At 46.4% G+C, this 25,692-nt stretch carries 25 protein-coding genes; 12 read left to right on the forward strand and 13 right to left on the reverse strand.

The genetic code is table 11. From position 1 onward, the window contains the following. Window positions 1-10 precede the first annotated feature (10 nt). Both ACNPNW_RS03520 and ACNPNW_RS03525 read left to right on the forward strand, forming a co-directional pair. Complete coding sequence (locus ACNPNW_RS03520) at window positions 11-670, forward strand: riboflavin synthase (protein ID WP_420937557.1); 660 nt, start codon at window positions 11-13, stop codon at window positions 668-670. A gap of 109 nt (window positions 671-779) precedes the next feature. Further along, on the forward strand, window positions 780-1,325 hold the full coding sequence (locus ACNPNW_RS03525; RefSeq protein WP_086044360.1) for a VTT domain-containing protein: 546 nt from the start codon (window positions 780-782) through the stop codon (window positions 1,323-1,325). A 61-nt stretch (window positions 1,326-1,386) separates the two neighbouring features. On the opposite strand, the gene blhA is transcribed toward ACNPNW_RS03525, so the two are convergent. Genes blhA through ACNPNW_RS03540 form a run of 3 tightly spaced genes read right to left on the reverse strand, consistent with a single transcriptional unit; the run spans window position 1,387 to window position 3,891 of the window. Continuing rightward, window positions 1,387-2,016: a cell division protein BlhA gene (blhA, locus tag ACNPNW_RS03530; RefSeq protein WP_420937558.1), complete on the reverse strand. Its 630-nt coding sequence runs from the start codon at window positions 2,014-2,016 to the stop codon at window positions 1,387-1,389. 26 nt (window positions 2,017-2,042) lie between these two features. Beyond that, entirely contained in the window at window positions 2,043-2,450 is a 408-nt protein-coding gene (locus ACNPNW_RS03535; RefSeq protein ID WP_448766533.1) for a DNA polymerase III subunit chi, read from the reverse strand. Beyond that, window positions 2,443-3,891, reverse strand: coding sequence for a leucyl aminopeptidase (locus tag ACNPNW_RS03540; RefSeq protein ID WP_253148003.1), 1,449 nt, complete (start codon window positions 3,889-3,891; stop codon window positions 2,443-2,445). The genes ACNPNW_RS03535 and ACNPNW_RS03540 overlap by 8 nt, the downstream gene beginning before the upstream one ends. A 156-nt stretch (window positions 3,892-4,047) precedes the next feature. Here ACNPNW_RS03540 and lptF point away from each other — a divergent pair, with 156 nt between their 5' ends. From lptF to ACNPNW_RS03560, 4 genes are all read left to right on the forward strand, one after another. Beyond that, window positions 4,048-5,148, forward strand: a complete 1,101-nt coding sequence (gene lptF / locus ACNPNW_RS03545; protein ID WP_448766534.1) for an LPS export ABC transporter permease LptF — start codon at window positions 4,048-4,050, stop codon at window positions 5,146-5,148. Between the two features lie 2 nt (window positions 5,149-5,150). After that, complete coding sequence (gene lptG, locus ACNPNW_RS03550) at window positions 5,151-6,221, forward strand: LPS export ABC transporter permease LptG (protein ID WP_448766535.1); 1,071 nt, start codon at window positions 5,151-5,153, stop codon at window positions 6,219-6,221. A 124-nt stretch (window positions 6,222-6,345) separates the two neighbouring features. Further along, the gene (gene gpmI, locus ACNPNW_RS03555; RefSeq protein ID WP_180086768.1) at window positions 6,346-7,893 is read left to right on the forward strand and encodes a 2,3-bisphosphoglycerate-independent phosphoglycerate mutase; all 1,548 of its coding nucleotides are present in this window, start codon (window positions 6,346-6,348) and stop codon (window positions 7,891-7,893) included. Window positions 7,894-7,924: 31 nt separating this feature from the next. After that, on the forward strand, window positions 7,925-9,097 hold the full coding sequence (locus ACNPNW_RS03560) for a S41 family peptidase (RefSeq protein ID WP_005263947.1): 1,173 nt from the start codon (window positions 7,925-7,927) through the stop codon (window positions 9,095-9,097). Here the strand turns inward: ACNPNW_RS03560 and ACNPNW_RS03565 are convergent, their stop codons facing one another. Genes ACNPNW_RS03565 through gacA form a run of 3 tightly spaced genes read right to left on the reverse strand, consistent with a single transcriptional unit; the run spans window position 9,098 to window position 12,760 of the window. Beyond that, entirely contained in the window at window positions 9,098-10,522 is a 1,425-nt protein-coding gene (locus tag ACNPNW_RS03565) for a sigma-54-dependent transcriptional regulator (RefSeq protein WP_448766536.1), read from the reverse strand. A gap of 14 nt (window positions 10,523-10,536) precedes the next feature. Next, window positions 10,537-12,102, reverse strand: coding sequence for a sensor histidine kinase (locus ACNPNW_RS03570; RefSeq protein WP_448766545.1), 1,566 nt, complete (start codon window positions 12,100-12,102; stop codon window positions 10,537-10,539). A gap of 22 nt (window positions 12,103-12,124) precedes the next feature. Beyond that, entirely contained in the window at window positions 12,125-12,760 is a 636-nt protein-coding gene (gene gacA, locus ACNPNW_RS03575) for a response regulator transcription factor GacA (protein ID WP_005108454.1), read from the reverse strand. 219 nt (window positions 12,761-12,979) lie between these two features. Between gacA and ACNPNW_RS03580 the strand changes: the two genes are divergently transcribed. Next, window positions 12,980-14,041 (forward strand): serine hydrolase, encoded by a 1,062-nt coding sequence (locus tag ACNPNW_RS03580; RefSeq protein WP_420937564.1) that lies wholly within the window; start codon window positions 12,980-12,982, stop codon window positions 14,039-14,041. 58 nt (window positions 14,042-14,099) lie between these two features. Here the strand turns inward: ACNPNW_RS03580 and thrC are convergent, their stop codons facing one another. The 4 genes from thrC to xerD form a co-directional block, all read right to left on the reverse strand. Then, complete coding sequence (gene thrC, locus ACNPNW_RS03585) at window positions 14,100-15,239, reverse strand: threonine synthase (RefSeq protein ID WP_005169011.1); 1,140 nt, start codon at window positions 15,237-15,239, stop codon at window positions 14,100-14,102. Window positions 15,240-15,295: 56 nt separating this feature from the next. Next, on the reverse strand, window positions 15,296-16,603 hold the full coding sequence (locus ACNPNW_RS03590) for a homoserine dehydrogenase (RefSeq protein WP_034438395.1): 1,308 nt from the start codon (window positions 16,601-16,603) through the stop codon (window positions 15,296-15,298). A gap of 127 nt (window positions 16,604-16,730) precedes the next feature. Next, on the reverse strand, window positions 16,731-17,540 hold the full coding sequence (locus tag ACNPNW_RS03595) for a DsbC family protein (protein ID WP_448766537.1): 810 nt from the start codon (window positions 17,538-17,540) through the stop codon (window positions 16,731-16,733). A 99-nt stretch (window positions 17,541-17,639) separates the two neighbouring features. Then, the gene (gene xerD / locus ACNPNW_RS03600) at window positions 17,640-18,557 is read right to left on the reverse strand and encodes a site-specific tyrosine recombinase XerD (protein WP_253102044.1); all 918 of its coding nucleotides are present in this window, start codon (window positions 18,555-18,557) and stop codon (window positions 17,640-17,642) included. A 174-nt stretch (window positions 18,558-18,731) separates the two neighbouring features. Between xerD and ACNPNW_RS03605 the strand changes: the two genes are divergently transcribed. The 5 genes from ACNPNW_RS03605 to ftsW all read left to right on the forward strand — a co-directional run bounded on the left by ACNPNW_RS03605 (window position 18,732) and on the right by ftsW (window position 23,881). After that, entirely contained in the window at window positions 18,732-18,992 is a 261-nt protein-coding gene (locus tag ACNPNW_RS03605) for a FeoA family protein (protein WP_004281065.1), read from the forward strand. After that, the gene (gene feoB / locus ACNPNW_RS03610; RefSeq protein WP_420937566.1) at window positions 18,989-20,845 is read left to right on the forward strand and encodes a ferrous iron transporter B; all 1,857 of its coding nucleotides are present in this window, start codon (window positions 18,989-18,991) and stop codon (window positions 20,843-20,845) included. The genes ACNPNW_RS03605 and feoB overlap by 4 nt, the downstream gene beginning before the upstream one ends. Window positions 20,846-20,904: 59 nt before the next feature. After that, window positions 20,905-21,156 (forward strand): DUF6587 family protein, encoded by a 252-nt coding sequence (locus ACNPNW_RS03615; protein ID WP_420937567.1) that lies wholly within the window; start codon window positions 20,905-20,907, stop codon window positions 21,154-21,156. A 161-nt stretch (window positions 21,157-21,317) separates the two neighbouring features. Continuing rightward, entirely contained in the window at window positions 21,318-22,664 is a 1,347-nt protein-coding gene (murD, locus tag ACNPNW_RS03620; RefSeq protein WP_448766538.1) for a UDP-N-acetylmuramoyl-L-alanine--D-glutamate ligase, read from the forward strand. Between the two features lie 20 nt (window positions 22,665-22,684). Beyond that, entirely contained in the window at window positions 22,685-23,881 is a 1,197-nt protein-coding gene (ftsW, locus tag ACNPNW_RS03625) for a putative lipid II flippase FtsW (RefSeq protein WP_448766539.1), read from the forward strand. Here ftsW and ACNPNW_RS03630 read toward each other — a convergent pair. Genes ACNPNW_RS03630 through dksA form a run of 3 tightly spaced genes read right to left on the reverse strand, consistent with a single transcriptional unit; the run spans window position 23,870 to window position 25,638 of the window. Continuing rightward, window positions 23,870-24,130 (reverse strand): zinc ribbon domain-containing protein, encoded by a 261-nt coding sequence (locus ACNPNW_RS03630; RefSeq protein WP_420937569.1) that lies wholly within the window; start codon window positions 24,128-24,130, stop codon window positions 23,870-23,872. The genes ftsW and ACNPNW_RS03630 overlap by 12 nt on opposite strands. Window positions 24,131-24,187: 57 nt before the next feature. Next, the gene (gluQRS, locus tag ACNPNW_RS03635; RefSeq protein WP_448766540.1) at window positions 24,188-25,108 is read right to left on the reverse strand and encodes a tRNA glutamyl-Q(34) synthetase GluQRS; all 921 of its coding nucleotides are present in this window, start codon (window positions 25,106-25,108) and stop codon (window positions 24,188-24,190) included. A gap of 2 nt (window positions 25,109-25,110) precedes the next feature. Next, window positions 25,111-25,638: an RNA polymerase-binding protein DksA gene (gene dksA / locus ACNPNW_RS03640; RefSeq protein ID WP_448766541.1), complete on the reverse strand. Its 528-nt coding sequence runs from the start codon at window positions 25,636-25,638 to the stop codon at window positions 25,111-25,113. Window positions 25,639-25,692 lie beyond the last annotated feature (54 nt).

The raw sequence follows: 25,692 nt of genomic DNA on the forward strand, positions 1-25,692 counted from the left end.
GGAAATAAAAATGTTTACAGGTATTATCGAAAGCCTCGGCAAAGTCGAAAGTCTGCAAAGCGTTGGAGGCGATGTGCGTTTACGCATCCACACCGATCTAGACATGTCCGATGTACATCTGGGTGACTCTATTGCGACCAACGGCATCTGCCTGACCGTGATCGACTGGGGCGAGAACTGGTATACGGCTGATGTTTCCCGTGAAAGCCTGAACCGGACTACACTCGGCACCTGGAAAGCCGGTCAACCTGTCAATGTCGAAAAAGCCATGTTGCCGACTACGCGTTTTGGCGGTCATATTGTGTCAGGTCATGTCGATGCAGTCGGCGAGATCACGCTGGTTCGTGAAGATGCACGTTCGATTTATTATGAAGTCACTGCACCTGCTGAAATTGCCAAATATCTGGCAGAAAAAGGTTCGGTTACAGTCGATGGTATTAGCCTGACGATTAATCATTTGCGTGGTAGTGTGATTAGTCTGAACCTGATTCCGCATACTGCTGAACGGACCAATATTGGTACCTGGAAAGTTGGCAGCAAGGTCAATCTGGAAGTGGATGTATTGGCACGTTATATCGAGCGTTTATTGCTCGGTGATAAAGCCGCCGAAACCACTGAACAATCGAAAATCAGCATGGATTTTCTGGCTGAAAATGGTTTCTTAAAATAAGAGAAATGTTGATTTACTAAACAGTCTGATTGAAAAATTAGACTGTTTTTTTATTTTTCGGGATAATCAGCAGTTCAACTTGCAAATATTGCCTGGGTGGACGGGTCGAATGCTCGATTTTTTACTTAACTTGGAACAGTCATTGCCGCTATTGCTCGATCAATACGGGGTATGGATTTATGCAATCCTGTTTCTGGTGATTTTTGCAGAAACCGGTTCGGTGTTTTTCTTTTTCCTGCCCGGCGACAGTTTATTGCTGGCTGTGGGCGCTTTGTGCGCCAGCAGCGATCTGGTGACACTGCATTCGATGGGGCTGTTGTTATTCACTGCCTCGGTGCTGGGCTATAGCGTGAATTATTACACCGGAAAAGTTCTCGGTTTAAAATATTTCAATCAACATTCACGTTATTTTAAGCCGGAATATATGGTGAAAACCAATCACTATTTTATGAAACATGGCGGTAAAACTATTTTAATCGCACGTTTTATTCCCTTTGTCCGCTCATTTGGCCCTTTTGCCGCCGGTTCAGCGCATATGAGCTTTGCCACATTCAGCTTTTATAATATTGCGGGTGGCATCCTCTGGATTAGTACGTTATTAAGCATTGGCTACTTGCTCGGAAATGCTGCCTTTATGCTGGCAGATTTTTTCTAAGACGCGACATAGAAGACAAAAAAGCCCGAATTTTCGGGCTTTTTTAATCTGAAAGGATCATTTAAATATTGCGTGGCTGATCAGAAAATTCCGAATTTTTCAGCATATACTCGATTTCTTCTTTGGCCGCCGCACGCATTTTTTCACGCAGTGCATTGACGGTCTGTTCAATCACGGTTTCTGCCTCAAGTTCCAGACGTAAACGCACACTTTCTAATTCGGATAAAATGCTCTGGTCCTCAATCTGGATGCGACCTCTGGCAAAATCAAAAGTCGTCACAGGATTTTTTGCATAACGTGCGACATAGTGCTGCACTTCAGCCTCTAGATGCGTCTTTATTTCAGCGAGCGCCTGACTCTGTTCGCTAAATTTACGCTGTTCCTCATGACGTAGCTGTTCCTGATAGGCCTGTTCTTCAGCACGTTTCTCGGCTAAGGCTTTTTCGAGCGCGAGTTGTTTGCGAATACGGGCTTCTTCAATTAATTCGGCCTTACGCTGTGCATAGGCAGCTTCAATCTTGCGATCAGATTCCTGTTGCAAGCGCTGGTCGCGATTCTGCCATTCTTCCAAAGACGTTTCTGGCTTTAAAATATCGCAGATCCGAGAGAGGTCATCGATAAAGGTCTGACGTACAGCTTCCGGCACATTTAACCAGCGCTGTTTAAAATCGGGACCTACATTTAATGCCACGTGCCTCTCCTTGTGGATGATATCGGTTAAAGCTTATGGGTGTCCGGCTCAATACCTAAACGACGATATTGCTTAAATTTTTCACGTCCCAGCTGTTTCGCTGTTTCATGATTTTCAATGATCTCAATAATGTGACTAAATTTTGCGTAAGGTTCAAGTGCTTCCGGATTAAAATTGAAAATAATCCAGTCGGACTGTTGCGGTAGTGTTGCCGAAATACAGACCGTCGCCTGAGGCTGATCAATACCATGTGGAATAAAACTCGCTGGGTCAAAACCCCACAGACATTCATCCAGCTGTTGTTGCAATTCGGCATCGGCACACAGTAACCAGATCCGCGCCGGCTGACGCAGAATCTTACGACATAAACGACAAGTGCTGTCCACTTGTCGTTCAGGGCTTTTTTCAAATAAATAAAAGCTGACTTTAGCCATTGCTTTGAACGCGATTCGCCAGGAACTGCATCAATAATGGGACTGGACGGCCGGTCGCCCCTTTATTTGTGCCTGAATTCCACGCCGTACCTGCAACATCGAGATGTGCCCAGCGATATTCACGGGTAAAACGTTGTAAGAAGCAGGCAGCGGTCACAGAACCGGCTTTTGGCCCACCAATATTGCCAATGTCGGCAAATGGTGAATCCAGCTGTTCCTGATAGTCATCCAGTACCGGCATACGCCATACCCGGTCAAAGGAGTGCTGGCCGGCAGCTTCCAGTTCTGCTGCCAGTTTATCATCTGGCGTGAACAGACCCGTCAGCACTGAACCTAAAGCGACCACACAGGCACCAGTTAAGGTTGCGATATCAATCACCAAAGCAGGGTTAAAACGTTTTACATAAGTCAAGGTGTCACACAGCACCAGACGACCTTCGGCATCGGTATTCAGGATTTCAACCGTCTGACCACTCATGGTGGTTACGATATCGCCAGGACGGGTGGCTTTGCCTGAAGGCATGTTTTCTGCTGCAGCAATGGTTCCCACCACATGTAGAGGTAAGCGGGACTCACACAGTGCACGCATCGTACCGAGTACAGAGGCTGCACCGCACATGTCGTATTTCATCTCGTCCATGCCTGCGCCCGGTTTAAGTGAAATACCGCCAGTATCAAAAGTAATACCTTTGCCGACCAAGACTACCGGTGCTTCGCTACGTTCTGACTGATATTCCATGCTGATAATACGGCCCGGACGGTCTGAACCTTTACTTACCGCAAGGAAGGCACCCATGCCTAAATCTGCCATCTGCTGTTCATCCAGCAGAGTGACTTTAAGCAGCTCCGGATATTCAGCCGCCAGAGCTAACGCCTGTTCTGCAAGATATTCAGGGAAACAGATATTGCCCGGACGGTTGCCCAGATCACGTGCCAGGTTTTGTCCGCTTTGCACCGCTTGTACCAGTTGCAACTGTTCGGTAGTTAAGACGCTATGGGTCGCAATCAGGTCGATCTGTTCAAGTACAAATTCATTTTTCTTGGATTTGTACTCATCATAACCATAGCTGGCCTGAGTCAGGAAGAGTACAAACAGATAGTGGAGTTCTTGTGGAAGTTGTGTCAGATCTACAGAAATCTGTTTGAATTTTTTTTGAGTGACTTGAATAATAGTTTGCGCGATCTTTGCAAGTTTTGCCGGTTGCAGTTCAGCGACCTTGCCTAAACCAATTAGTGCTGCATGGCTGGACTGGCTCACCTGACCAATCAGGCTCAGGCTTTCCGCCAACGCTGCCTTGAATTGAGAGGCTTCAATTAATGTGTCTAAATTATTGATTTGATAGGTTGCGGTTGTATTCTGAAGTTGTTCTGAGTCAACTAAAATCAACAAAGATTGACTTGATCCATTCTCTGGGAATGACGTATTAATTGTAAGTTTCATATTCTGTTTTCACGCCTGTCTAGATGGGTAAATCATTCAGTCATTGAAACATTTATCCGAATAGATTTTCAATGGGCAGGGCGGCCTAGGTTTTATATTTTTGCTATTCGGGTAAACTAGCACTCGTTTTATGGACCTTATTTTGGAAGAATTAATTTGATTATTCGGCGTTATCTGGTCAAGCAAGTTGTCTCGACATCCTTGGTGGTGATTGCCTTATTGACCTTGATCATGATGGGCGGTCGACTGATCAAGTATTTTGGTGTCGCGGCGCAAGGCCGTCTGGATGCAGGCATTTTATTTAGCATTATTGGCTACCGTTTGCCTGAATTCTTGACCCTGATTCTTCCGCTCGGTTTCTTTATTGGACTGATGCTGGTGTTTGGCCGTTTATATGTCGACCATGAAATGGCCGTGATGAATGGCAGTGGCGTCAGTCGGCATCAATTGGCGCGTCTACTGGTGCCGATGACCCTGGTGTTTTTGATTGCTCAGGCCGGATTGATGCTGTGGGCTGCGCCGTGGGGCATTCGCCAGTTTGAAGCCCTGACCACCAGTCAGGCGGTACGTACCGGCTTTGACCTGGTGCGACCGAAAGAATTTATCTCCTCTGGGCCCTATACCATTTATGCCGGTGACCTGTCTGAAGACCGTAAAAACTTAAAAGATATATTCTTCTATCAGCGCGCGCAAAAAGAAGGCAAGCCGGATGTGATGATTCTGGCGCAGGAAGCGACCCGAATCGAAATACCGAATGATGCTGCCAATGTGGTAGATCTGGTCCAGGGGCGCCGTTATGAGATTTATCCGGGTACACCGCAGTATACTCAAGCTGAATTTGAAAGTTATCGTCTGCGCCTGGAAAGTAATGAAGAAGTAGAGTTTGCCAGTACTGACGTTGAAGCCTTGCCGACTTCGCAATTATGGAAGAACCGTCAGGATCCTGTGGTGGCCAGTGAACTGGGCTGGCGGGTGTTTGTGCCTTTTGCCATTTTGATTGCCCTGATCCTGGCGGTGGCCTTGTCTGAGGTAAGTCCACGACAGGGTCGTTATCTTAAGTTATTTCCTGCCCTCATGATCTTTGCCAGTCTGATTGTAGCCCTGATGGCAGTAAAGACCCGGATCAGTAAACAGGAAATGGGAATCTGGGCCTATCCATTGATCCTGATTGCCTATGCAATTGCAGGTGCCTTGTTCTCACGTAAACAGAAATTGGGTCCGAAAATCAAGAAACAGATTCAGCGAGTGAGGTCTTAACAATGTTGGCACGTCGTATAGTTGCAAAACATGTGACCCAAACCACTGCGCTGGCTATGCTGGGTGCAACCGCGGTATTGGCGGGTTTACAGGTTTTATTTACTTATCTGGGTGAGCTGGGCTCACTCAAAGAAGGGTATGGCGCCTGGGATGCCTTGAAATATGTACTCTGGGAAGCGCCGAAATATTTATATGAAATCCTGCCGATTTCTGCACTGATTGGTGCAGTATTGGGACTGGGCACATTAGCTTCGAATAGTGAGCTGATCGTGATGCGTTCGGTGGGTGTAAGCTTATGGCGTATAGTCGGCTGGGTCATCCGTTCAGCCCTGTTGCTGGTGGTGTTGTCTTTTGCCTTAAGTGAGTGGGTGATTCCGTATACCACTGAACAGGCCAAAAGCGTCAAGAGTGCCAGTAAAGCCGCTCAACTCGGTGAGGTCCGTGGTTACTGGACCCGCGAAGGTCAGCGCTTTATTTATATCGATTATGCTAACTCACAAGGTCAGTTGAAAAATGTGCAGATGCTGGACTTTGACCAGAACTATCGTTTGCGCGGTACCTTGCAGGCAGATCAGGGCCAATTCGTTAAAGATGGTTCCTGGACGCTGGACAACACAGAGCAGTTCGATATTCTCCAAAATGGTAATGCCATATTGGTCAAGCAGCAACAGCAACCTTTAGCGCTGGCATTACAGCCCAAGTATGTGCACATGGTGACGATTGATCCAGAAGATTTATCGCCAAGCCAGCTAGTGAGTTTCATGAGCTATATGCATGAATATAGCCAGGTACCAAAAACCTATCAGTTGGCCTTCTGGCAAAAACTCGGTTCGCCTTTTGCCCTGATTGCACTAGTAGTGATTGCCTGTTCATTTATCTTCGGGCCGTTGCGTCAGCAATCCATGGGTTTTCGTCTGGTGATAGCTTTATTTGCCGGACTGGGTTTCTTCTATCTGCAGGATTTCCTCGGCTATGCCAGCTTGATTTACGCACCATCTCCGGCCTGGTTCGTGTTTATTCCGATTCTGATCATGTTCGGCATCGGCGGATACTTGCTGCATCGGGCGCGCTAAACCATAGGAAAATAGAACAAATCAATCATCATGAGAGGCCTAAACCATAGCCGGGTCATGGCCTCTTTTTATAAACTTCGCTAAAATAGAGCGATTAATTCGTAGACGAACAGAGTATTTCATTATGACGGATGCAACTGCTGGCAAAATCCCTCACGTTTTGGTGATTATGGATGGTGTGGGTCATCGCGAAGCGGTCGAAGACAATGCGTTTTTAGCAGCTAAACGACCAAATTTAACTGCGATACAGGACAAGCATCCGCATGGTTTGATCTCGGGTTCAGGTGAAGATGTCGGCCTGCCAGATGGCCAGATGGGTAACTCTGAAGTCGGACATATGAACCTCGGCGCAGGTCGTGTGCTGTATCAGGACTTTACCCGAATTACCAAAGACATTCGTACTGGCGACTTCTTTGAACATGAAGTACTGGTCGATGCAGTAGAGAAAGCCAAAGCTGCAGGTGGGGCAGTACATTTGCTTGGCCTTTTGTCTGAAGGTGGTGTGCACTCCCATGAAGATCATATTGTGGCGATGGCAGAGCTAGCGCTAAAACGCGGTGCGCAAGTCTATTTACATGCATTCTTAGATGGTCGTGATACGCCGCCTAAAAGCGCACAACCTTCTTTAGAAAAACTCGATGCCTTATTCGCTCAATATCCAGGTCAAGGTCGTATTGCCACCATGATCGGCCGTTATTTTGCCATGGATCGTGATAATCGTTGGGATCGTGTTGAACAGGCCTATCGCTTGCTCACTGAAGGTGAAGCAGTTCGTACGGCTACCAGCGCAGTTGAAGGTCTGGAACAGGCTTATGCGGCTGATGAGTCGGATGAGTTTGTCAAATCGACCCGTATTGGCGAGCTGGCAAAAATTCAGGATGGCGACAGTGTCGTATTCATGAACTTCCGCGCTGACCGTGCCCGTGAATTGACCCGTGCATTTGTAGAAAAAGACTTTGCAGGTTTTGAACGTAAAGTCGTGCCGAATTTGGCGAAGTTTGTCATGCTGACGCGTTATCAAGCCACGATTGATGCGCCTGTGGCCTACATGCCAGAAGCGTTGAAAAACTCGATTGGTGAATACTTATCTGATTTGGGTAAAACCCAGCTGCGTATCGCGGAAACAGAAAAGTATGCGCATGTGACCTTCTTCTTCAGCGGCGGCCGTGAAGATGAATATCCGGGTGAAAAACGTATCCTGATTCCATCGCCAAACGTAGCCACTTATGACCTCAAACCGGAAATGAGTGCTTATGAAGTGACTGATGAGCTGGTGGCTGCGATCAATTCAGGTGAATTTGACCTGCTGGTCGTGAACTTTGCCAATGGGGATATGGTTGGTCATACTGGCGTATTCGATGCTGCGGTGAAAGCAGTAGAAGCGGTTGATACCTGTTTGGGCCGGGTTTACGAAGCCGTGATGGCGCAAAAAGGTCATATGATTGTGACTGCCGATCATGGTAACGTAGAGCAGATGCAGGACTATCACAGTGGTCAGGTACATACTCAGCATACCACTGAACTAGTTCCATTTATTTATGTGGGTCCAACTCAGGCCACGATCGCAGAAGGCGGTGTACTGGCAGATGTCGCACCGACTTTATTAAGCCTGATGCAAGTTCCGGTACCTGCTGAAATGCAAGGTCGTAACCTGATTCAGCTTGATGCATAATTTTCGATAAAATTCTAAAAAAGGTCAAAGAATGGCAAGAACACGCTGGAAGTCTGTTGTAATACCATGCTTACTGATGTGTTTGAGTCATTCAGCCTGGGGGGCGGGTTCAAATGAGCCGGCATTCGATGATATGGAAATGGATGGGCAGGTCTATTCCGAAATTCCTGTGGCATCCATTCAAGAATTCGTACAAATTTATGGCATCGTAAAAGATAATTATATTCAAGATAAAAATGACGATGCCTTGTTTCAACAGGCCATTCAGGGTCTGGTCAGTGGCTTAGATCGCTATTCCCGTTATTTGTCGCCTGAAGATTATAAGCAACTGCGTGAATATACCGAAGGTGATCTGGCCAGCATTGATTTTGATCTGCAATTTGACCCGCGGTTGAAGCAATGGGTAGTTCAGGGACTGAGTTCCGATGCTGATTCAGCCAAGCAGGGACTTCGAAATGGCGTCACGGTTTATAAAATTGACGATCAGGTATTAAATAGCCTGAATCAGGAACAAGTCCGGCAGTTATTGAGCGGAGCCGTTGGCTCTACGCTCATGATTCAGCTCTCCCCGCAAAGTCCGGCCGTTCGTCTGGTCCGCAATACCAAACTGGATACTGAAATTAAATCGAGCCTGCACAATAATCAGGTTCTGGTTTTACAGGTCAAGGTTTTTCAGCAAGATACTGCCAATGAAATCAAACGTCTAATCGAAAGCTATGCCGACAAGCGCTTAAAAGCCGTGCTATTTGATTTACGCAATAATCCCGGTGGCTTACTCTCGGCTGCAGTTGAATCTGCCGATTTATTTTTGAATCAGGGCGTGATTGTGTCGACCAAAAGCCGCGCTGAAGGTAATCAGCAATTTCAGGCCTTGCCGAGTTTTGAGTTTCAGAATCTGAAAGTTGGGGTATTGATTAATAACCGCTCGGCTTCTGCAGCAGAAGTGTTTACAGCAGCCCTGAAAGAACATAACCGTGCCTGGGTCGTAGGCGAAAAAAGCTATGGCAAAGGCGTAGTACAGAAACTCTTTCCTTTAAGCAACGGTTCGGCTCTACAGATGACAGTATCGCAATACTTTAGCCCGAGTGGCCAGATGATTGAAGGGCGGGGCGTACAGCCGCATTTCAACTATCCGTTTAAGCAGGAAATGCGTGAGGAGAGTTATCTGGAACATGTCACAGACTTGCTGCTCCTGCAAAAATAATTATTCGTCTTCTTCGGTATCCAGTCCGAACTTTTTCAAACGATAGCGCAGGGAACGGAATGACATGCCGAGTTTTTTGGCGGCCAGTGTCCGGTTCCAATGGGTCAGATTCAGCGCATTCAGTAAAATTTCTTTCTCGACCTTTTCCAAATATAGTTCTAGACCCTCTTCAGGCAGCTTTTTAGGTGCAATCAGGGTTTCGGTCGCAGTGATCTCGCTGGTGAGCGTATTCATCTCCTGAGGGCTGTTTAGCGCCTGACGCAGCGGTGCACTCTGCAAATGCTGAAGATCAATCCGCTCTTCATCACTTAAAGTAATCGCGCGTTCCATAATATTACGCAATTCACGCACATTACCTGGATAATATTGTCCCAATAAGAAATCTTTGCTACGTTCGGTCAGTTTTTTATTGGGAATGCCCCATTCCTGGCAAATCTTCTGAATGAAATGTTCGGCCAATAGCAGAATATCCTGACCGCGTTCACGTAATGGCGGTAAAGTCAGATCCATTACATGAATACGGAAATATAAATCCTGACGGAATTTGCCTTGTTGCACCAAGGCTTCCAGATCCTGATGCGTGGCACTGATCACACGGAAATCCACATCAATTTCGGTATCCGAACCGAGTGGACGAATACGTTTTTCCTGTACGGCACGTAACAATTTGACCTGCATAGAAAGCGGTAATTCTGCAATTTCATCCAGAAACAGACTGCCACCATGGGCAGATTGAATCAGTCCCTGTTTGTCCTGAGCAGCGCCGGTAAAGCTGCCTTTCTTATGCCCAAACAGTTCGCTTTCCATCAACTCAGTCGGAATGGCGCCACAGTTAATCGCAATAAAAGGACCTTCATTGCGGTTACTCAGGCGATGGACCAGATTGGCCACGACTTCTTTACCTGTTCCCGATTCACCAGTGATAAAAACCGGTGCTTGGGATCGGGCAATTTTTTGTAAGGTAATACGTAGTTGCTGGATCGGCAGGGATTGTCCAATCAGCATTTTATGTTCAAGCGCTTCATTTGGATTATTATGCGAATAATCCACCGGTTTATTCAGGGCTTTTTGTAAGAGTTGTTCCAGATGTTTCTGATTGATCGGTTTGCTGACAAAATCAAAGGCCCCGGCTTTGAGCGCAGCAATGGCGATTTCCATGTTGCCATAGGCGGTCAGAACTGCGACCGGAAGTGCCGGATAGAGGCTGCCAATCCAGTCCAGTAACTCCAAACCATTGCCATCGGGCAGATTTAGGTCAGTCAGACAGGCATCATATTGATGATTGGCAAGGCATTTTTTAGCATCTTCCAAACGGTGGGCAATGTGCGTACGAATTCTCATGCGCAGCAATGACATTTGCATGAGGGTACACAAATCTTCCTCATCATCCACCAAAAGCACCAGTGGTTGTTGTTCCCCATTCATCTTCCTTGACCCCTTTAAAGCGTAATACGTTGACAGCTGATGCGAAAGCATGCGCCCTGTTCTTGTTGTATATAGTTTAATTGTGCCTGATTTGCTTCGCAAAAACTATGTGATAAATACAATCCTAATCCGGTACCACTAATCGATGTGCTAAAAAAGGGTTTGAACAATAGAGCTTGATCATGTACGGCTACGCCAGAGCCAAAATCCCGTACATCAATCCAGACCCGATGTTCATAAGGATGCACATTCAGCTGAATATAGGCTGCATCTGCTGAATTGTGACGAATGGCATTACGAATCAGATTAATCAGGATTTGCCGGAATTGTGCTTCATCAAACTGAATCACTAGCGGGATATCAATATTAAATTGAATCTGATCGCGAATATCGGCCAGATCTTCCTGGATAAATAACGGGATAAATTCATTGAGATGAATCGGTATCGGGTGGGTTTCTTTATTTTTGACCATATTCAGCGTGTCCTGAATAATCCGGTCAATCCGGGTCGCCTGTCGGCCAATCATCTGCTGGAGTAGCTGTTGCTGTTCAGTTTCCGAGTCCAGATATAAATCATTGGCTTGCACAATGGCAGCTAGGGGGTTGCGAATTTCATGGGCAATACTGGCCGAGAGTTGACCCAGTGCAGCAAGTTTAAGTTGCTGCACCTGCTGATTGAGTTTTTTGGCATCCTGTAACACCAGTAGCATTAGAGTCTGATGTGGCACAATCAGTTTTTGCACCTGCACATGAATATTATAGCGACTTTGCTGAGATTCAAACTGAAAGCGCTCACCATTTTCCAGTGTCTCAAAATGGATCAGTTCAAATAAATCCGGCTGTGATTGAGATAATGTGAATTTCTCATGGCCGTATTTGGACTCAATTCCAAGAAGATTACAGGCGGCAGGATTACTGAGTACCACATGGTAGTTTTCATCCAGAACCAGATAGCCGGTTTCAATCTGTTCCAGAATATAGCGGTTGATATTCTGTAAGCGATGCAGTTCCAGCGACTGAGAAAAATTCAGATTTTCCAGAATCTGAAAACGACGCACGGCAATTTGTCCGGTGCCATAGACCACAAAAAACAAAAAGGCCAGCAAGGCGCTATTACTGATATTGCTTAAGGAAGAGAAGGCAAAAATACTGCCGATAAAATGCTGATAAATAACGCTGATGACTGCAATGAGCGTGACGACCAAGGCCTTTTTTGCATCTAATAATAAAGATGCAGAAAAGATAGTAATCACAAACAGCAGCCCAATTTGCAAATTAGGACCGTCGCTCGCCAAGGTCAGCAAACTTAAAACGCAGACATCGCTAAAGAAAATCATGATCAGCTGCGGCTGGATTAGGCGTCTGATCCATTTCAGCGCAAACAGCTGTACGGTATTGATCGCAACCCCGATTCCCAGCGCATAATAATACAGCTGCGGGTATTGATAATCGCTGGTGAGTTCGGGATAGGTCAGCAGAAAAATCAGCAGCAGGCCGGTGCTGATCAGCAGACGATAAGCGCTATACCAGATACCGAGATGATATTGATTGAGCGCAGAATAACTGGATTTTTGTGCCATATGCACCGGAACTCGTTAAAAGCTAAGGTTTAATGAGTCCATAGCGCATGGCTAGATGAGTCAGTTTGACATCGCTATCGATATTCAGTTTTTCAAAAATACGGTAACGATAAGTATTCACTGTTTTAACACTGACAAAGAGTTTATCGGCAATTTCCTGGGCGCTGATACAATTCACCACCATCATCGCGACTTGCATTTCCCGTTCTGAAAGGGCATCAAAAGGGGATTGTTGTGTATCAGAAAGGTAAGAGCTGGCTAACTGTTCCGCAATGTCTGCACTGAAATATTTGCCGCCTTGCATGACTTTATTAATCGCACGGACCATTTCCGAAATCGGGGCCCCTTTGGTGATATAACCTTTGGCACCGGCTTTCAATAACAGGGACGGATAAGGTTCTTCTGCCAGACCGCTGACCGCTAGAACTTTGGTTTCCGGCGCACTCTGAAGTAGACGGCGCGTGGTTTCTACGCCGCCAATACCCGGCATATTCACATCTAACAAAACTACATTAGGATGATGTTGACGAACCAGAGAGATCGCTTCTTCACCAGATTCAGCTTGTCCAATTACCTGAACCTCCGCATGGTCTTCTAGCATTCTGCAAATTCCAGTACGAACTAATTCATGGTCGTCCACAACTAAAACTGTGATCACCTACGCTCTCCCTCTGTTAAAAAAATCATTTTTTTGTTACATAAAGCAAAATAAGCTTGCAATGAAAGTACAAAATTAGCAATCCTATTCGCAAGATTAAATCTGAAACTTATCACACAGTGTCAAGAACAAAAAATGTTCTGCATTGTGTTTAAATGTAAGGCATATTAGAGGTAATACGCAAATCAATCTTACCTCTGTTAGTTGAGTGAAGGAATAGTGAAGAAAATAAACAAGTCTTTAAGGCATCTACTCGGCCTGTCCGTGTTAATCAGCATGAGCACGACAAGTTTTGCTGAAATCATTATGAATTCTGGCACGGCAGAGGGCGGTTCCAGCATTAGTTGGTCTTCTGAAGAAGTTAACCAGTTAATGAGCGACGATTTTAATGCATTTGCCAATGAACCGTCGCCACCCGGGTCTGCCACAGTGACTACCACTTTGCGTCAGGCCGGCACAGCAGCGCCAACAACAGCCAAACCTGCTTATACTGCGCCGCAGATTATTGATACGAATCATTTTAGTAATCAACCTTCTGTCAATGCGCGGGCTGCACTGGTCATGGATGCACAAACCGGTGAAGTGCTGTTTAGCAAAAATACCAATACTGCCTATCCGATTGCATCGATTACCAAGCTGATGACAGCAGTGGTGATTTCTGATGCACGTCTGAATATGTCGGAAAAAATCACCCTGCAACAGGCTGATTTTTCCTGTTCAGGGTGTAAAAGCTCAAGCTCGACTTTAAGAGCAGGGGACAGTATGAACCGTGCTGAAGCTTTATTATTTGCTTTGATGAAGTCCGAGAATCCGGCTGCTGCCGCTTTGGCACGAACCTATCCGGGTGGCCGAAGTGCATTTATTGCAGCGATGAACAGTAAAGCCAAAGCTTTAGGCATGAACTCTTCCCGCTTTATGGAATCAACCGGCTTGCATCCTGGAAATGTGGCATCGGCGCGTGACTTGGGGATTTTAGTCAATACGGCTTCTCAATACGGCCTGATTCGCCAGTTCTCGACCACCCCGAGCTATGACTTTAACTTGGGCTATCGTGTGCTGAAATCGAATAATACCAATGCGCTGGTGCGTAATGGTGGCTGGAATATCAATATTTCCAAAACCGGTTTTATTAATGAAGCAGGGCGTTGTGTGGTGATGCATACCACTTTGAATAACCGTCCGGTGGCAGTGGTCCTTTTAGGTGCCAACAGCTCACAGGCCCGTACCAATGATGCGACCCGTTTAATGAGTTGGGTTAGCCAGCAACCTAAACGAATCTAATTGATTGGTTCATAAAAAAAACCCTGCACTTGCAGGGTTTTTTTAATTCTGTTCGAAATTACATATTCGATAGAATAGAGTCTTTCACTTGAGCCATAGTTGCATCAATCGACAACATCACGGCATCAGCACATTGCTTGATGGCAGTGTCTGGATCTTTCAGACCGTTACCCGTTACGGTACATACGATCACTGAACCTTCAGCAATTTTACCCGCTTTAATATCACGGATTGCACCGCCCACAGACGCAGCAGATGCCGGCTCTACGAACACACCTTCATACATAGAAAGCAGACGTTGAGCTTCCAGAATCTCCGCATCAGTCAGTTCATCGAACCAGCCGTTTGAATCACGAACAACCGCTTTAGCATGATTGAAGCTTTGCGGATTACCGATACGAATCGCAGTTGCAACAGTTTCCGGGTTTTCTACTGGACCGCCGCGAAGGAACGGTGCAGCACCAGAGGCTTGGTAACCTGCCATGATTGGCAAGCCAGCCGGTTTAGGACCAGTAAAAGCATCAGTTTCAGCATCGTAAACGACTTGCTCAAATTCTTCTTTCGACTGGTTGGCAACCGCTTCGGTATAACCCATCCAGTGTGCAGTGATGTTACCCGCGTTACCGACTGGCAGGCAGTGATAATCCGGTGCACGACCTAAAGCTTCAACGATTTCATAAGCAATGGTTTTTTGACCTTGCAGGCGGTATGGGTTGATTGAGTTTACAATCGTTACCGGTGCCTGATCGGCAACTTCTTTCACTAGACGCATACCGTCATCGAAGTTACCGCGAATTTGCATGGTGATCGCACCATACATCATCGCCTGCGCCATTTTACCCATGGCAATTTTGCCTTCAGGGATGAGCACGAATGCTTTGATGCCGGCACGCGCAGCATATGCAGCCGCCGCCGCAGAGGTGTTACCAGTAGATGCACAGATGATGGCTTTAGAGCCTTCTTCAACGGCTTTGGTCACGGCCATAGTCATACCGCGGTCTTTAAATGAACCAGTCGGGTTTAAGCCCTCGTACTTCACATAAATTTCAACATCTTTACCAATAATGCGTGGAATATTCTCAAGCTTGATCAGTGGAGTATTACCTTCACCCAAAGAGATCGCACGAGTAGTTGCAGACACTGGTAAACGGTCGCGATAGCGGTCAACTAAACCAGTATAACGATTGGCATTCGACATGATGATGTTCCAATTGTGTGTAGAGCTTGGCAAGGGGAATCCTCCCCTCAACCCGATTAATTATCAAGCGATTCTAAACGAATTCGTACAATTTCGCCATGAATGACGGGTAATGCTTGAATTTGTGAAAGCGCTGCATCCATTTTTGATTCCTTGACTGGATCAGTCAGAATCACGATAGGAATAAGGTCTTTGGATAAACGTGGTTGCTGCATGATCGCATCAATACTGATGCCGGCACGACTGAGAATCGTGGTCACATCAGCGAGCACGCCCATCTGATCTTCGGCATTAATACGGATGTAATAGCCGGTGGTCATTTGTTCACGACTCAAGATCGGTAAATCACTGAGCGCTTCGAAGGCCAGTTGCGGAATGGTTCCTGCGCCGTCTTCTGTGTAAATAATGTCACGGACAATATCAACCACATCGGCAACAACCGCAGAAGCCGTTGGTCCCGCACCCGCGCCAGCACCATAGTACAGTGTTGGGCCAACCGCATTCGCTTGTACCAGAACCGCATTTTTCACGCCGTTAACATTGGCAATCAGCTGGTCATCTGGAATCAGGGTCGGGTGTACACGGAGTTCAATCCCGGCATCGGTACGGCGTGCAATACCCAGGTGTTTAATCCGGAAACCGAGGTCTTCGGCATATTTCACGTCTTGTGCAGTGACTTTGCCAATGCCTTCAGTAAAGACTTTGTCAAACTGTAGCGGAATACCAAAGGCACATGAGGCCAGAATGGTGAGCTTGTGCGCAGCATCAATACCTTCCACATCAAAGGTCGGATCAGCTTCAGCATAACCCAGTTCTTGAGCCTCTTTCAGCACATCTTCAAAAGCACGGCCTTTTTCACGCATTTCACTGAGAATGAAGTTACCCGTGCCGTTAATAATACCGGCCAGCCATTCAATCTTGTTGGCTGCCAGACCTTCACGAATCACTTTAATAATTGGGATACCACCAGCCACTGCGGCTTCATAGGCAATCTGTACGGCATTGTCTTCAGCCGCTTTAAACAGTTCATTACCATGTTCAGCCAAGAGCGCTTTGTTGGCCGTTACAATATGTTTGCCATGTTTCATGGCTTCCATAATAATTTCAAAAGCAGGATGAATTCCGCCCATCACTTCAACCACCACGTCTACATCAGGTTGACGGACGATGTCCATCAAGTCGGCACTTTGTTTAACCGATTCTGGTAGATCCAGATCAGGACGTGGACGACGGGTGCCTACATGGGTAATTTCAATTTCACGACCGGTGCGACGTTTGATCTCAGCAGCATTTTCTTTTAATAGTTTCAAGGCACCACCACCTACAGTACCAAGACCGAGGATTGCCAGACGAACTGGTTTCACGTCACACTCCAAATATAAACAGTTTTTTACAAGAGCCTAGATCATAGCTAAAAAACCCGCCTGACTCTAGGGTCATTTCAGAATATCTTTATCTATAAAATAAAGTTAAATAACGTATTAAAATGAGTTATTTAAGCCGATTCAATAATTCCGATGTAGACAGGTAACCGCCCAGATAAGTACCTTCTGAATTATAAATGGCAGGGGTGCCATTCACGCCCATATTCAGACCCATTTGATATTGATCTTGAACAGGATTTTCACATTTCTTTGTACTAATCTGTGCACCCGCAATCGCTTGGTCAAAGGCACTGCGACGGTCGGCACTGCACCAGATTGCTTCCATGGCCGGCATATGCTGTTCACCACGCGGCCAGGCGATATAACGCACTTCAATGCCTTTGGCATTCATCTCATCCATTTGCTCATGGAATTTATGGCAATACGGACAGCTGACATCGGTAAACACATAAACCACATGCTTGGCTTTGCCTTTAGCTGGATAGACCAGTAAGTCGGCTGGCTTGAGTTCAGCAAAGAGTTTATTGTTGATGCCTGCTTGCAGGTTCTCGCTGACATTGTGCAGCTGTTTATCGCCGAGACGGATCACATCGCCCTGAATCAGGTATTTACCGTCACTGGTGACATAGACCGCAGACATGCCTTCCAGACTCACCCAGTACAGGTTTGGCACTTCAGTAGCTTTAATTTCGGTAATTTTGGCATTGATGCCAGCAGTTTTGAAATGCTTTTCCAGCGTAGAAGCCAGACGCTGTTCTGCATTACGTTCTGTCAGGGTAGAGGCTTCGCCCGTCGCCGGTGCGCTTGCAGTCAACTCTTGCTTTTTATCGTTATTAGTGGAATTGGAACACGCAGTCAGACCCAAACCAGCAGCAAGTGTGCAAGCCATAAAAATTTTTGAGCGGGCAAATGTCATAAAAAACCCTTTTCTTCTTGGATTAAAAACAGAGCATTAGCATAACAAAAAAAAATAGCCACACGTCAAACTTCTCAGTTTATTCCGTCCGGATCTAATTTAAGCTCGTGGATGATGGGTCGCGTGTAGCTGTTGCATCCGTACCTGCGCCACATGAGTATAAATCTGGGTGGTAGACAGATCACTATGTCCGAGTAACATCTGTACCACACGTAAGTCTGCGCCATGATTGAGTAAATGGGTGGCAAAGGCATGGCGCAAGGTATGCGGTGACAGTTCGGATTGAATTCCGGCCTGCAGCGCATAACGCTTAATGGCATACCAGAAATTCTGCCGGCTCATGATGCCGCCATGCTGGGTCAAAAACAGATAATCGGTCGAAGTTTTATACAGTTGCGGACGGGCTTCATTCAGATATTTTTCTACCCATTCACAGGCCATTTGTCCCATCGGCACCAGACGTTCTTTATTGCCTTTACCGACAATCCGTAAATAACCCTGTTTTAAATTGATCAGTTCCAGACGCAGGTTAATCAGTTCGGTCACCCGAAGTCCGCAGGCATACAGCACTTCAAACATGGCACGATCGCGCAGCCCTAATGCCGTGTTGATATCCGGGGCATGAATTAAGGCTTCGACATCTGCTTCGGAGAGATCTTTGGGTAAGGCCCGGCCCAGTTTTGGGGTTTTATGTGCAGCCACCGGATTGTCGCTACGCAGTTTTTGCTCACGCAGAAATTTATAAAATGAACGCAAGGCAGACAGGCAGCGGGCAATCGAACGTGGACTTTTTTGCTGTTTGGTCAGTGCAATCAGCACATCGGAAATATCATCATGATTCCATTCCGGCAGAGGCTTGCTCAGGCATTCTGCACATTGCACCAGATCGGACAAATAGGCATTGCGGGTATGCGGGCTGACTGTTTGTGCAATCAGATAATCACGAAAACCCTGTAAATAACTGAACGCATCAGGAATCTGGACAGGGGCAGGAATACGGGGTTTTTTATTCAGCATAGGGTGAAAGGATCTGATCTGAAAAAGCGATAATCGGGATTGGTATTCTCCACTGTAGTGTAATTTTATGACAGTGTCGATGTGGTATAAGGCTAAATCGAAATGTAATTAATCTTATTTGTTAATTATTCTCATTTGTTTGTATACTGTACAAAATAGTTTAGGAATTTCACGGTGCGTTTGTCTGATTTAAAAGCAAAACAAATTGCCATCATTCGAAAAGTGAGTCGAACAACTGATGGTGAAAGTGCTCTACACGATGTCGTCGCGAGTCGTTTGGAAACTTTAGGCTTTGTACCAGGTACAAAGGTACAGGTCATTACTAAAGGTATTTTTGGTGGAGATCCCATTTTGATTCAAGTTGGATTCACACGTTTTGCTTTGCGTAAATCAGAAGCAGCCAAAATTGAAATCGAACAGGCGGTGTCGGCATGAGTGATACATTACGTATTGCCCTTGTCGGTAACCCTAACTGCGGTAAAACTTCATTATTCAACCATTTAACCGGAACACGCCAAAAAGTCGGTAACTATGCGGGTGTGACGGTTGAACGTAAAGTCGGTACGTTTCAGCTTGCCTCAGGCAAAGCGGTACGGGTACTGGATTTGCCGGGAACCTATAGTCTGGATGCGACCAGTCCGGATGAAGAAATCACCCGCAATGTGGTACAAGGTAAAATTGCGGAAGAGCAGGAGCAGGATGCATTTTTGTGTGTGGTAGATGCCACCAATCTGAAATTGCATTTGGGTCTGGTGCTGGAAATGATTGCGCTGGGTCGTCCAGTGCTGGTCGTGCTGAACATGATGGATGAAGCACGCCGGCGTGGCATGCAGATCAATACTCAGAAGCTGTCTGAGCGACTGGGCGTACCTGTGGTAGAAACGGTGGCTGTGCGCAGTTCAGGCATTGAAAACCTGAAAAACGCCCTGGATCAAGGCAAGTATTCTGTACCCCAGACCGAACTCAGCGGCTTGAAAGGCGACAGTCACCAGCGCGTGGAAAACATTCTGAATGACGTCGTCAATTTCGTCGATCAGGAAGATAAACGTACCGATTTTCTTGACAGGATTTTTCTGCATCCGGTACTGGGCTTAATTAGTCTGGCCGTGATGATGTTTGTGATTTTCCAGGCGGTATTTGCTTGGGCTGCGCCGTTTATGGATGGGATTGAAACCTTCTTTGGCTGGCTGGGTGAGTTCCTCGGCGAATATATTTCGCATCCCTTACTGAATAGTCTGGTGGTGGACGGGATTATTGCCGGTGCCGGCGGAGTGGTAGTATTCCTGCCGCAAATTCTGATTCTGTTCTTCTTTATTCTGGTACTGGAAGAATCAGGTTATTTACCGCGTGCTGCTTTTCTATTAGATAAGCTGATGTTTAAAGCAGGCTTGTCAGGACGTGCCTTTATTCCATTATTGTCCAGCTTTGCCTGTGCCATTCCGGGGATTATGGCTTCGCGTACCATTAGTGATCCGCGAGATCGTTTAACCACGATTTTTGTTGCACCCTTAATGACCTGTTCGGCGCGCTTGCCAGTTTATGCCTTGCTGATTGCAGCATTTATACCATCACAAACTGTTTGGGGTTTCCTCAATCTGCAAGGTCTGGTGCTGTTTGGTCTGTATATGGCGGGTATCGTGAGTGCCTTGCTGGTGTCTTTTGTGTTGAAATTCTTCCACAAAGATAAATCACAGCACATGTTATTGATGGAACTGCCAAGCTACCGTTTTCCGGACCTGAAGAACGTCTGGATCGGCTTGCTGGATCGCGGCAAAATCTTCTTGAAACGGGTCGGTGGCATCATCTTCGCATTATCGATTGTACTGTGGTTCTTGTGTACTTTCCCACAGCCGCCAGAAGGCGCAACCTTGCCGGCCATTGATTATTCATTGGCAGGGATGCTCGGTCATCTGATGCAGCCGATCTTTGCACCGCTCGGTTTTAACTGGCAGATCTGTATTGCCCTGATTCCGGCGATGGCAGCGCGTGAAGTGGTCGTTGCAGCACTGGGTACAGTGTATGCGATGTCGGCAGTTGATGAAGATGCGATGTCTGAAGGTTTGGCTGCACTGATCAGCGGTGGAGGCGATCTGGGCTGGTCAGTGGCGACAGGTTTGTCTTTGTTGGTGTGGTTTATTTATGCACCGCATTGTCTGGCGACCCTAGCAACGGTGAAACGTGAAACCGGTTCCTGGAAAACTGTCAGTATCATGACTGTTTACCTGTTTGGTCTGGCATATTTCATGTCATTCCTGACTTATCAAATTGCTTCATATTATTTAGGCTAAATCTCAGATTGGCCTTGACCAGTTGAGTTTGCTGCATTGTATACGTATGGGAGATTGAGATGATTGAAATTCTAATTGTGACAGCACTGGTGCTTTGGAGCATGCTGGTTGTCTTTAAAAAGGTGTTTCCGAACACCTCTAACTCAGTCTTCCAGAAGCTGTCTGATGCCTGCGCAGCCAAGGGCTGGCAGCGTCTGGCCAAATGGCTGCAACCGGGTATAGCTGCAGGCTGTGGTGGCAACTGTGCCTGCCCAGTTTCAGAAAAAAGTGTAGAGGAAAAGCCAGCCCAACAAGCGGTAAAATGGAAATAATTTCCTTTTCGAGCTAAATTTTAAAAACCGTCATGATCATGACGGTTTTTTTACGCATGGACACAAAAAAATGTGCAGAAAAGCCAATCAGAAAAGGCATTCAAAACAGCAAAGTGCTACCATTTCGTCAGTTTCAAAATAGACCAAAATATGGGGCGAAAATGTTAATACAACGTGGTGGGTTAAAAGTCGTTGCAGGACTCGGAATATCAGGTGTTGCAGCAGTCAATTTCTTGCATAGTCAGGGCTACCGCGTTGCAGTAACAGATTCTAGAGCCAATCCGCCAGGACATGACCAGATACCCGCTGAGGTTCAGACCAGTTTTGGTCAGTTTGATGCCGAGCTGTTGTTGTCTGCAGAAGAAATCGTGATCAGCCCGGGGCTTGATCCTAAACTTCCTGAAATTCAGGCAGCGATTAACAATGGCATTCCAGTAGTCAGTGAAATCCAGATTTTACGCCGTGCTACGGATAAGCCTATTGTGGCGATTACCGGTTCTAATGCCAAAAGTACCGTAACGACCTTGATTGGCTTGATGGCAGCGGATGCAGGCAAAAAAGTTGCCGTCGGTGGTAACTTAGGCCGTCCTGCGTTAGACCTGACCAAAGATGATCCTGAACTGTATATTCTCGAGCTGTCCAGTTTCCAGCTGGAAACCACCTCAAATCTGGCGGCTGAAGTCGCGGTAGTGTTGAACATGAGTGAAGATCATCTGGATCGTCATGGCGATATGATGGGTTATCACACGGCGAAACACCGGATTTTCCAGGGTGTGAAAAAAGTCGTATATAACCGTGATGACTCTTTGACCCGTCCGTTGGTACCAGACGTAACACCGATGCAAAGCTTTGGTCTAAATGCGCCAGATATGAACCAGTACGGTATTCTCAAAGATACCGATGGCAGCATCTGGCTGGCGCGTGGTCGTGAGCGTCTGCTGAAAAGTACCGAGATGTATATGCAGGGCACGCATAATGTTGCCAATGCCTTGGCCTGTCTGGCACTGGGTGAGGCGATTGGTTTACCACTGGACCGTATGCTTGACACTTTAAAGACTTTTAAAGGTCTGGAACATCGCTGTGAATTCGTTAAAGAAGTGCAAGGCGTACGTTATTATAACGACTCCAAAGGTACTAATATTGGAGCAACCTTGGCGGCGCTAGATGGTCTAGGCATGGCGATTGAAGCCCAAGGCGGTAAGGTCGCGATTATTCTTGGTGGACAAGGTAAGGGTCAGGATTTTAAAGCCTTGCGTGAATCACTCGCTAAATATGCCAAAGTGGCCGTGTTGATCGGTGAAGATCGTCCCGTCATTGAAACAGCGATTGCGGGTACGACTGAACTCATCCATGCGAACAGCCTGCAGCAGGCGGTAGAAATCTGCCAAAAGCACACCCATACCTATGATGTCGTGCTATTGTCTCCTGCATGCGCAAGTTTTGATATGTTCTCGGGTTATCCTGAGCGTGGTCGCAAGTTTGTTGCGTATGTGAATGAACTCAATTAAGAATAACAAGGATTCGTGATATGGCTGGGTTTGCTCAGACTACGATCAATAAATTAAATCAATTTTATACGCACTGGGTACCCAGAATACCTGCTGAAGTGAATCCACGGAATGTATTGATTTTTTGTGTATTGGCTTTGCTCTGTATTGGCTCGATCATGGTGGCGTCTGCCTCGATGCCCTATGCAGAACGTATGCACGAAAATCCGTTTCATTATATTAGTCGGCACGGAATTTCAATTTTTGTCGCTGCCCTAGCAGCTTTGCTGGCTTATAAAATCCCCTTAAAAGTCTGGTTTAATAATACTTTCTTTTTATGGATTATTACCATCGTACTTTTGGTGGCGGTGCTGTTTGTCGGAACGGAAGTCAATGGTTCCAAACGCTGGATTCGGGTCGCAGGCTTTACCTTACAGGCTTCGGAAGTCGCTAAAGTGATGATGGCGATTTTTACCGCAGACTATGTGGTACGCCGTGCGGAAGAAGTGCGGAATAATATCAAGGGTTTGGTCCGTTTAAGTGCCATCATGGGTGCTACCGTCGGTTTGATTATTCTCGAGCCTGACCTGGGTGCAACCGTGGTAATTACCTTAACCATGCTTGGCGTGTTCTTTCTGGCGGGTGCGCCGTGGATTCAGTTCGGTGTGGCCTTTATGACCCTGGTCGGCGCCTTTGCTGCCGCGATTCTGTTAGAACCGTATCGTCTGCAACGTCTGCTGTCTTTTTCAAATCCTTGGGAAGATCCACTAGGTACCGGTTATCAGCTCTCCAATGCCCTGATGGCCTTTGGTCGTGGTGAATGGGCGGGGGTCGGTCTGGGACACAGTATCCAGAAAATGTCTTATTTGCCTGAGGCACATACCGATTTCATGCTGGCAATTTTGGGTGAAGAATTTGGCTTTTTAGGTATTTCGACCATCCTGATTTTGTCCTTCACCATGCTGGTTTGCTGTATCCGTATCGGGCATCGTGCCTTGCAGCATCAATATCTGCGTGCCGGCTATCTGGCCTATGGTATCAGTATCATTTTCCTATTACAGATTCTGGTGAATGCCGGCATGAATATGGGCATGTTGCCGACCAAAGGTTTGACGCTGCCATTTATCAGTTATGGCGGTTCATCCCTGATTATCTGTGCGGTCATGATCAGTCTGATTCTGAAAATTGATTCAACCACACGCCAGGTCAATCCAAGCCGCGAAGAATCAAGCTTCTAGATTGGAGTTCCGTCCTGGCTCTGGCTGAGCATGGTCCAGTACCGTGCTCGGCATTGCGGTTCCACAATTGGAACAGGTCACAAAAGCAGTTTTAGGCTTGGAAAGTGGAATCAAGGGAATAAAAAACAAAGAAAAATAATTACGCTGCTGTTTCAGCTCATAGCCCGAACGGGTACGGCAGACTGGACACAGAAACTGGCTTTTTTCAATTGTTTTGGTTTTAGGGCCGATGCCAAAAATAAAAAACATACTCTTCTTTCTATCTATTTGTCATTATAGAAGTCTAGCTTAAGTGAAAGGCTGTTTTTATAAATAGTGACCTTGTAGCTCAGTTGTATGTGGAATCTGCTCGATATCCCATTGCGCCACTGCCTGTTGCAGCATCCGTTGCGGAGTATCCAGATCAACTTCGGCCTGATGTAAAGCCTTAAGTGCCTGTTTTAATAATTGTGGCGCCTGAGTTAAATCCAGGGCTTGGGCCAGATTCTGTTTTGACAGTTTTTGTCCCTGATCATTCATTGCCAGCGGCAGATGCATATAGCTCAGCTGCGGATAACCGAGTAGCTGCCCCAAATAAATTTGTCGTTCAGTATTATCTAAAAGATCAGCCCCACGTACCACATGGGTCATACCTTGCAGATAATCATCGACCACTACAGCCAGCTGGTAATTAATAATGCCATCACGACGTTTTAAGACAAAGTCCCCCAGATCTTTTTTTAGTTCTGAACAGTGCCGACCTTGCAGCCGGTCTTCAAAACAGATTTCAACATCCTCAACTTTTAAACGAATGGCCTGATGCTCAAAAGCCAGACCCAAGTCACGGCAGGTATCCTGATAGATATGATTGGAACCGAGCATTTTACGGGTACATTGGCAGGCATAAACCAAGCCCTGCTGACGCAATTGCTGGATGACATCTTCATAAATGTCTAAACGGTCTTTCTGGAAAATGATCTCAGCATCAGGTTCAAGCTGAAAGGCGTCCATGGCACGCAGAATATGCTCTTCGCTGCCGGGATAAATACGAGGAATATCGGTATCTTCAATCCGGACCAGCCATTTACCATGATTGGCTTTGGCATCGCAGTAACTGGCAACAGCAGTAATGAGGGAACCAAAATGCAAAGGGCCGGTTGGCGATGGCGCGAACCGGCCCACGTAATTCACTTCAGCTTTCCCTCCCTTTATTAAAGGGAGGGGCAGGGAGGGATTACTTAAAGACATGCTTAACCGTTATTTTGCTTCTCTTTGATCTCTGCAAGGGTTTTGCAGTCAATACATAAAGTAGCCGTTGGACGTGCTTCTAAACGACGCAGACCAATCTCGATACCACAGGTTTCACAGAAACCATAGTCATCATTCTGGATCGCTTCGATCGACTGTTCGATTTTACGAATCAGTTTACGTTCACGGTCACGGGTACGTAACTCAATCGCAAATTCTTCTTCCTGAGTCGCACGGTCATTCACATCTGGAAGAGCAGTATTTTCGTCTTGCATCGTATTCAGGGTACGATCCACTTCTGACATCAACTCAGCTTTCCAAGCCAGCAAGATTTGGCGGAAATGCTCAAGCTGACCTTCAGACATGTATTCTTCATTTTTTTTAGGTTGATAAGGTTCAATACCAAATAAGCTAGCAGTAGAACCACCGTCAGTCGTTTTAGGCTTAGATTTGCGTACGCGCTTTGCAGCTTTCTCTTCTACAACATCAGTTTGATTGTCTAAGACTTGATTTTGGTTGTCATTCGCCATTTAGGGCATTCCTCATCTATGCGTATGATTGCTACGCAAAAAATATGGTGATAT

The sequence above is a fragment of the Acinetobacter endophylla genome (genome assembly GCF_053543775.1).

Excerpts from the sequence above, each read along its gene's own strand:
- ACNPNW_RS03525 (WP_086044360.1), top strand. The coding sequence starts at position 780 with ATGCTCGATTTTTTACTTAACTTGGAACAGTCATTGCCGCTATTGCTC.
- ACNPNW_RS03630 (WP_420937569.1), bottom strand. The coding sequence starts at position 24,130 with ATGTTTTTTATTTTTGGCATCGGCCCTAAAACCAAAACAATTGAAAAA.
- thrC (WP_005169011.1), bottom strand. The coding sequence starts at position 15,239 with ATGTCGAATGCCAATCGTTATACTGGTTTAGTTGACCGCTATCGCGAC.
- murD (WP_448766538.1), top strand. The coding sequence starts at position 21,318 with ATGTTAATACAACGTGGTGGGTTAAAAGTCGTTGCAGGACTCGGAATA.
- xerD (WP_253102044.1), bottom strand. The coding sequence starts at position 18,557 with ATGCTGAATAAAAAACCCCGTATTCCTGCCCCTGTCCAGATTCCTGAT.
- dksA (WP_448766541.1), bottom strand. The coding sequence starts at position 25,638 with ATGGCGAATGACAACCAAAATCAAGTCTTAGACAATCAAACTGATGTT.
- ftsW (WP_448766539.1), top strand. The coding sequence starts at position 22,685 with ATGGCTGGGTTTGCTCAGACTACGATCAATAAATTAAATCAATTTTAT.
- ACNPNW_RS03615 (WP_420937567.1), top strand. The coding sequence starts at position 20,905 with ATGATTGAAATTCTAATTGTGACAGCACTGGTGCTTTGGAGCATGCTG.
- ACNPNW_RS03565 (WP_448766536.1), bottom strand. The coding sequence starts at position 10,522 with ATGAATGGGGAACAACAACCACTGGTGCTTTTGGTGGATGATGAGGAA.
- lptG (WP_448766535.1), top strand. The coding sequence starts at position 5,151 with ATGTTGGCACGTCGTATAGTTGCAAAACATGTGACCCAAACCACTGCG.
- gpmI (WP_180086768.1), top strand. The coding sequence starts at position 6,346 with ATGACGGATGCAACTGCTGGCAAAATCCCTCACGTTTTGGTGATTATG.
- ACNPNW_RS03560 (WP_005263947.1), top strand. The coding sequence starts at position 7,925 with ATGGCAAGAACACGCTGGAAGTCTGTTGTAATACCATGCTTACTGATG.
- feoB (WP_420937566.1), top strand. The coding sequence starts at position 18,989 with ATGAGTGATACATTACGTATTGCCCTTGTCGGTAACCCTAACTGCGGT.
- ACNPNW_RS03520 (WP_420937557.1), top strand. The coding sequence starts at position 11 with ATGTTTACAGGTATTATCGAAAGCCTCGGCAAAGTCGAAAGTCTGCAA.
- ACNPNW_RS03540 (WP_253148003.1), bottom strand. The coding sequence starts at position 3,891 with ATGAAACTTACAATTAATACGTCATTCCCAGAGAATGGATCAAGTCAA.
- ACNPNW_RS03570 (WP_448766545.1), bottom strand. The coding sequence starts at position 12,102 with ATGGCACAAAAATCCAGTTATTCTGCGCTCAATCAATATCATCTCGGT.
- ACNPNW_RS03595 (WP_448766537.1), bottom strand. The coding sequence starts at position 17,540 with ATGACATTTGCCCGCTCAAAAATTTTTATGGCTTGCACACTTGCTGCT.
- ACNPNW_RS03535 (WP_448766533.1), bottom strand. The coding sequence starts at position 2,450 with ATGGCTAAAGTCAGCTTTTATTTATTTGAAAAAAGCCCTGAACGACAA.
- gluQRS (WP_448766540.1), bottom strand. The coding sequence starts at position 25,108 with ATGTCTTTAAGTAATCCCTCCCTGCCCCTCCCTTTAATAAAGGGAGGG.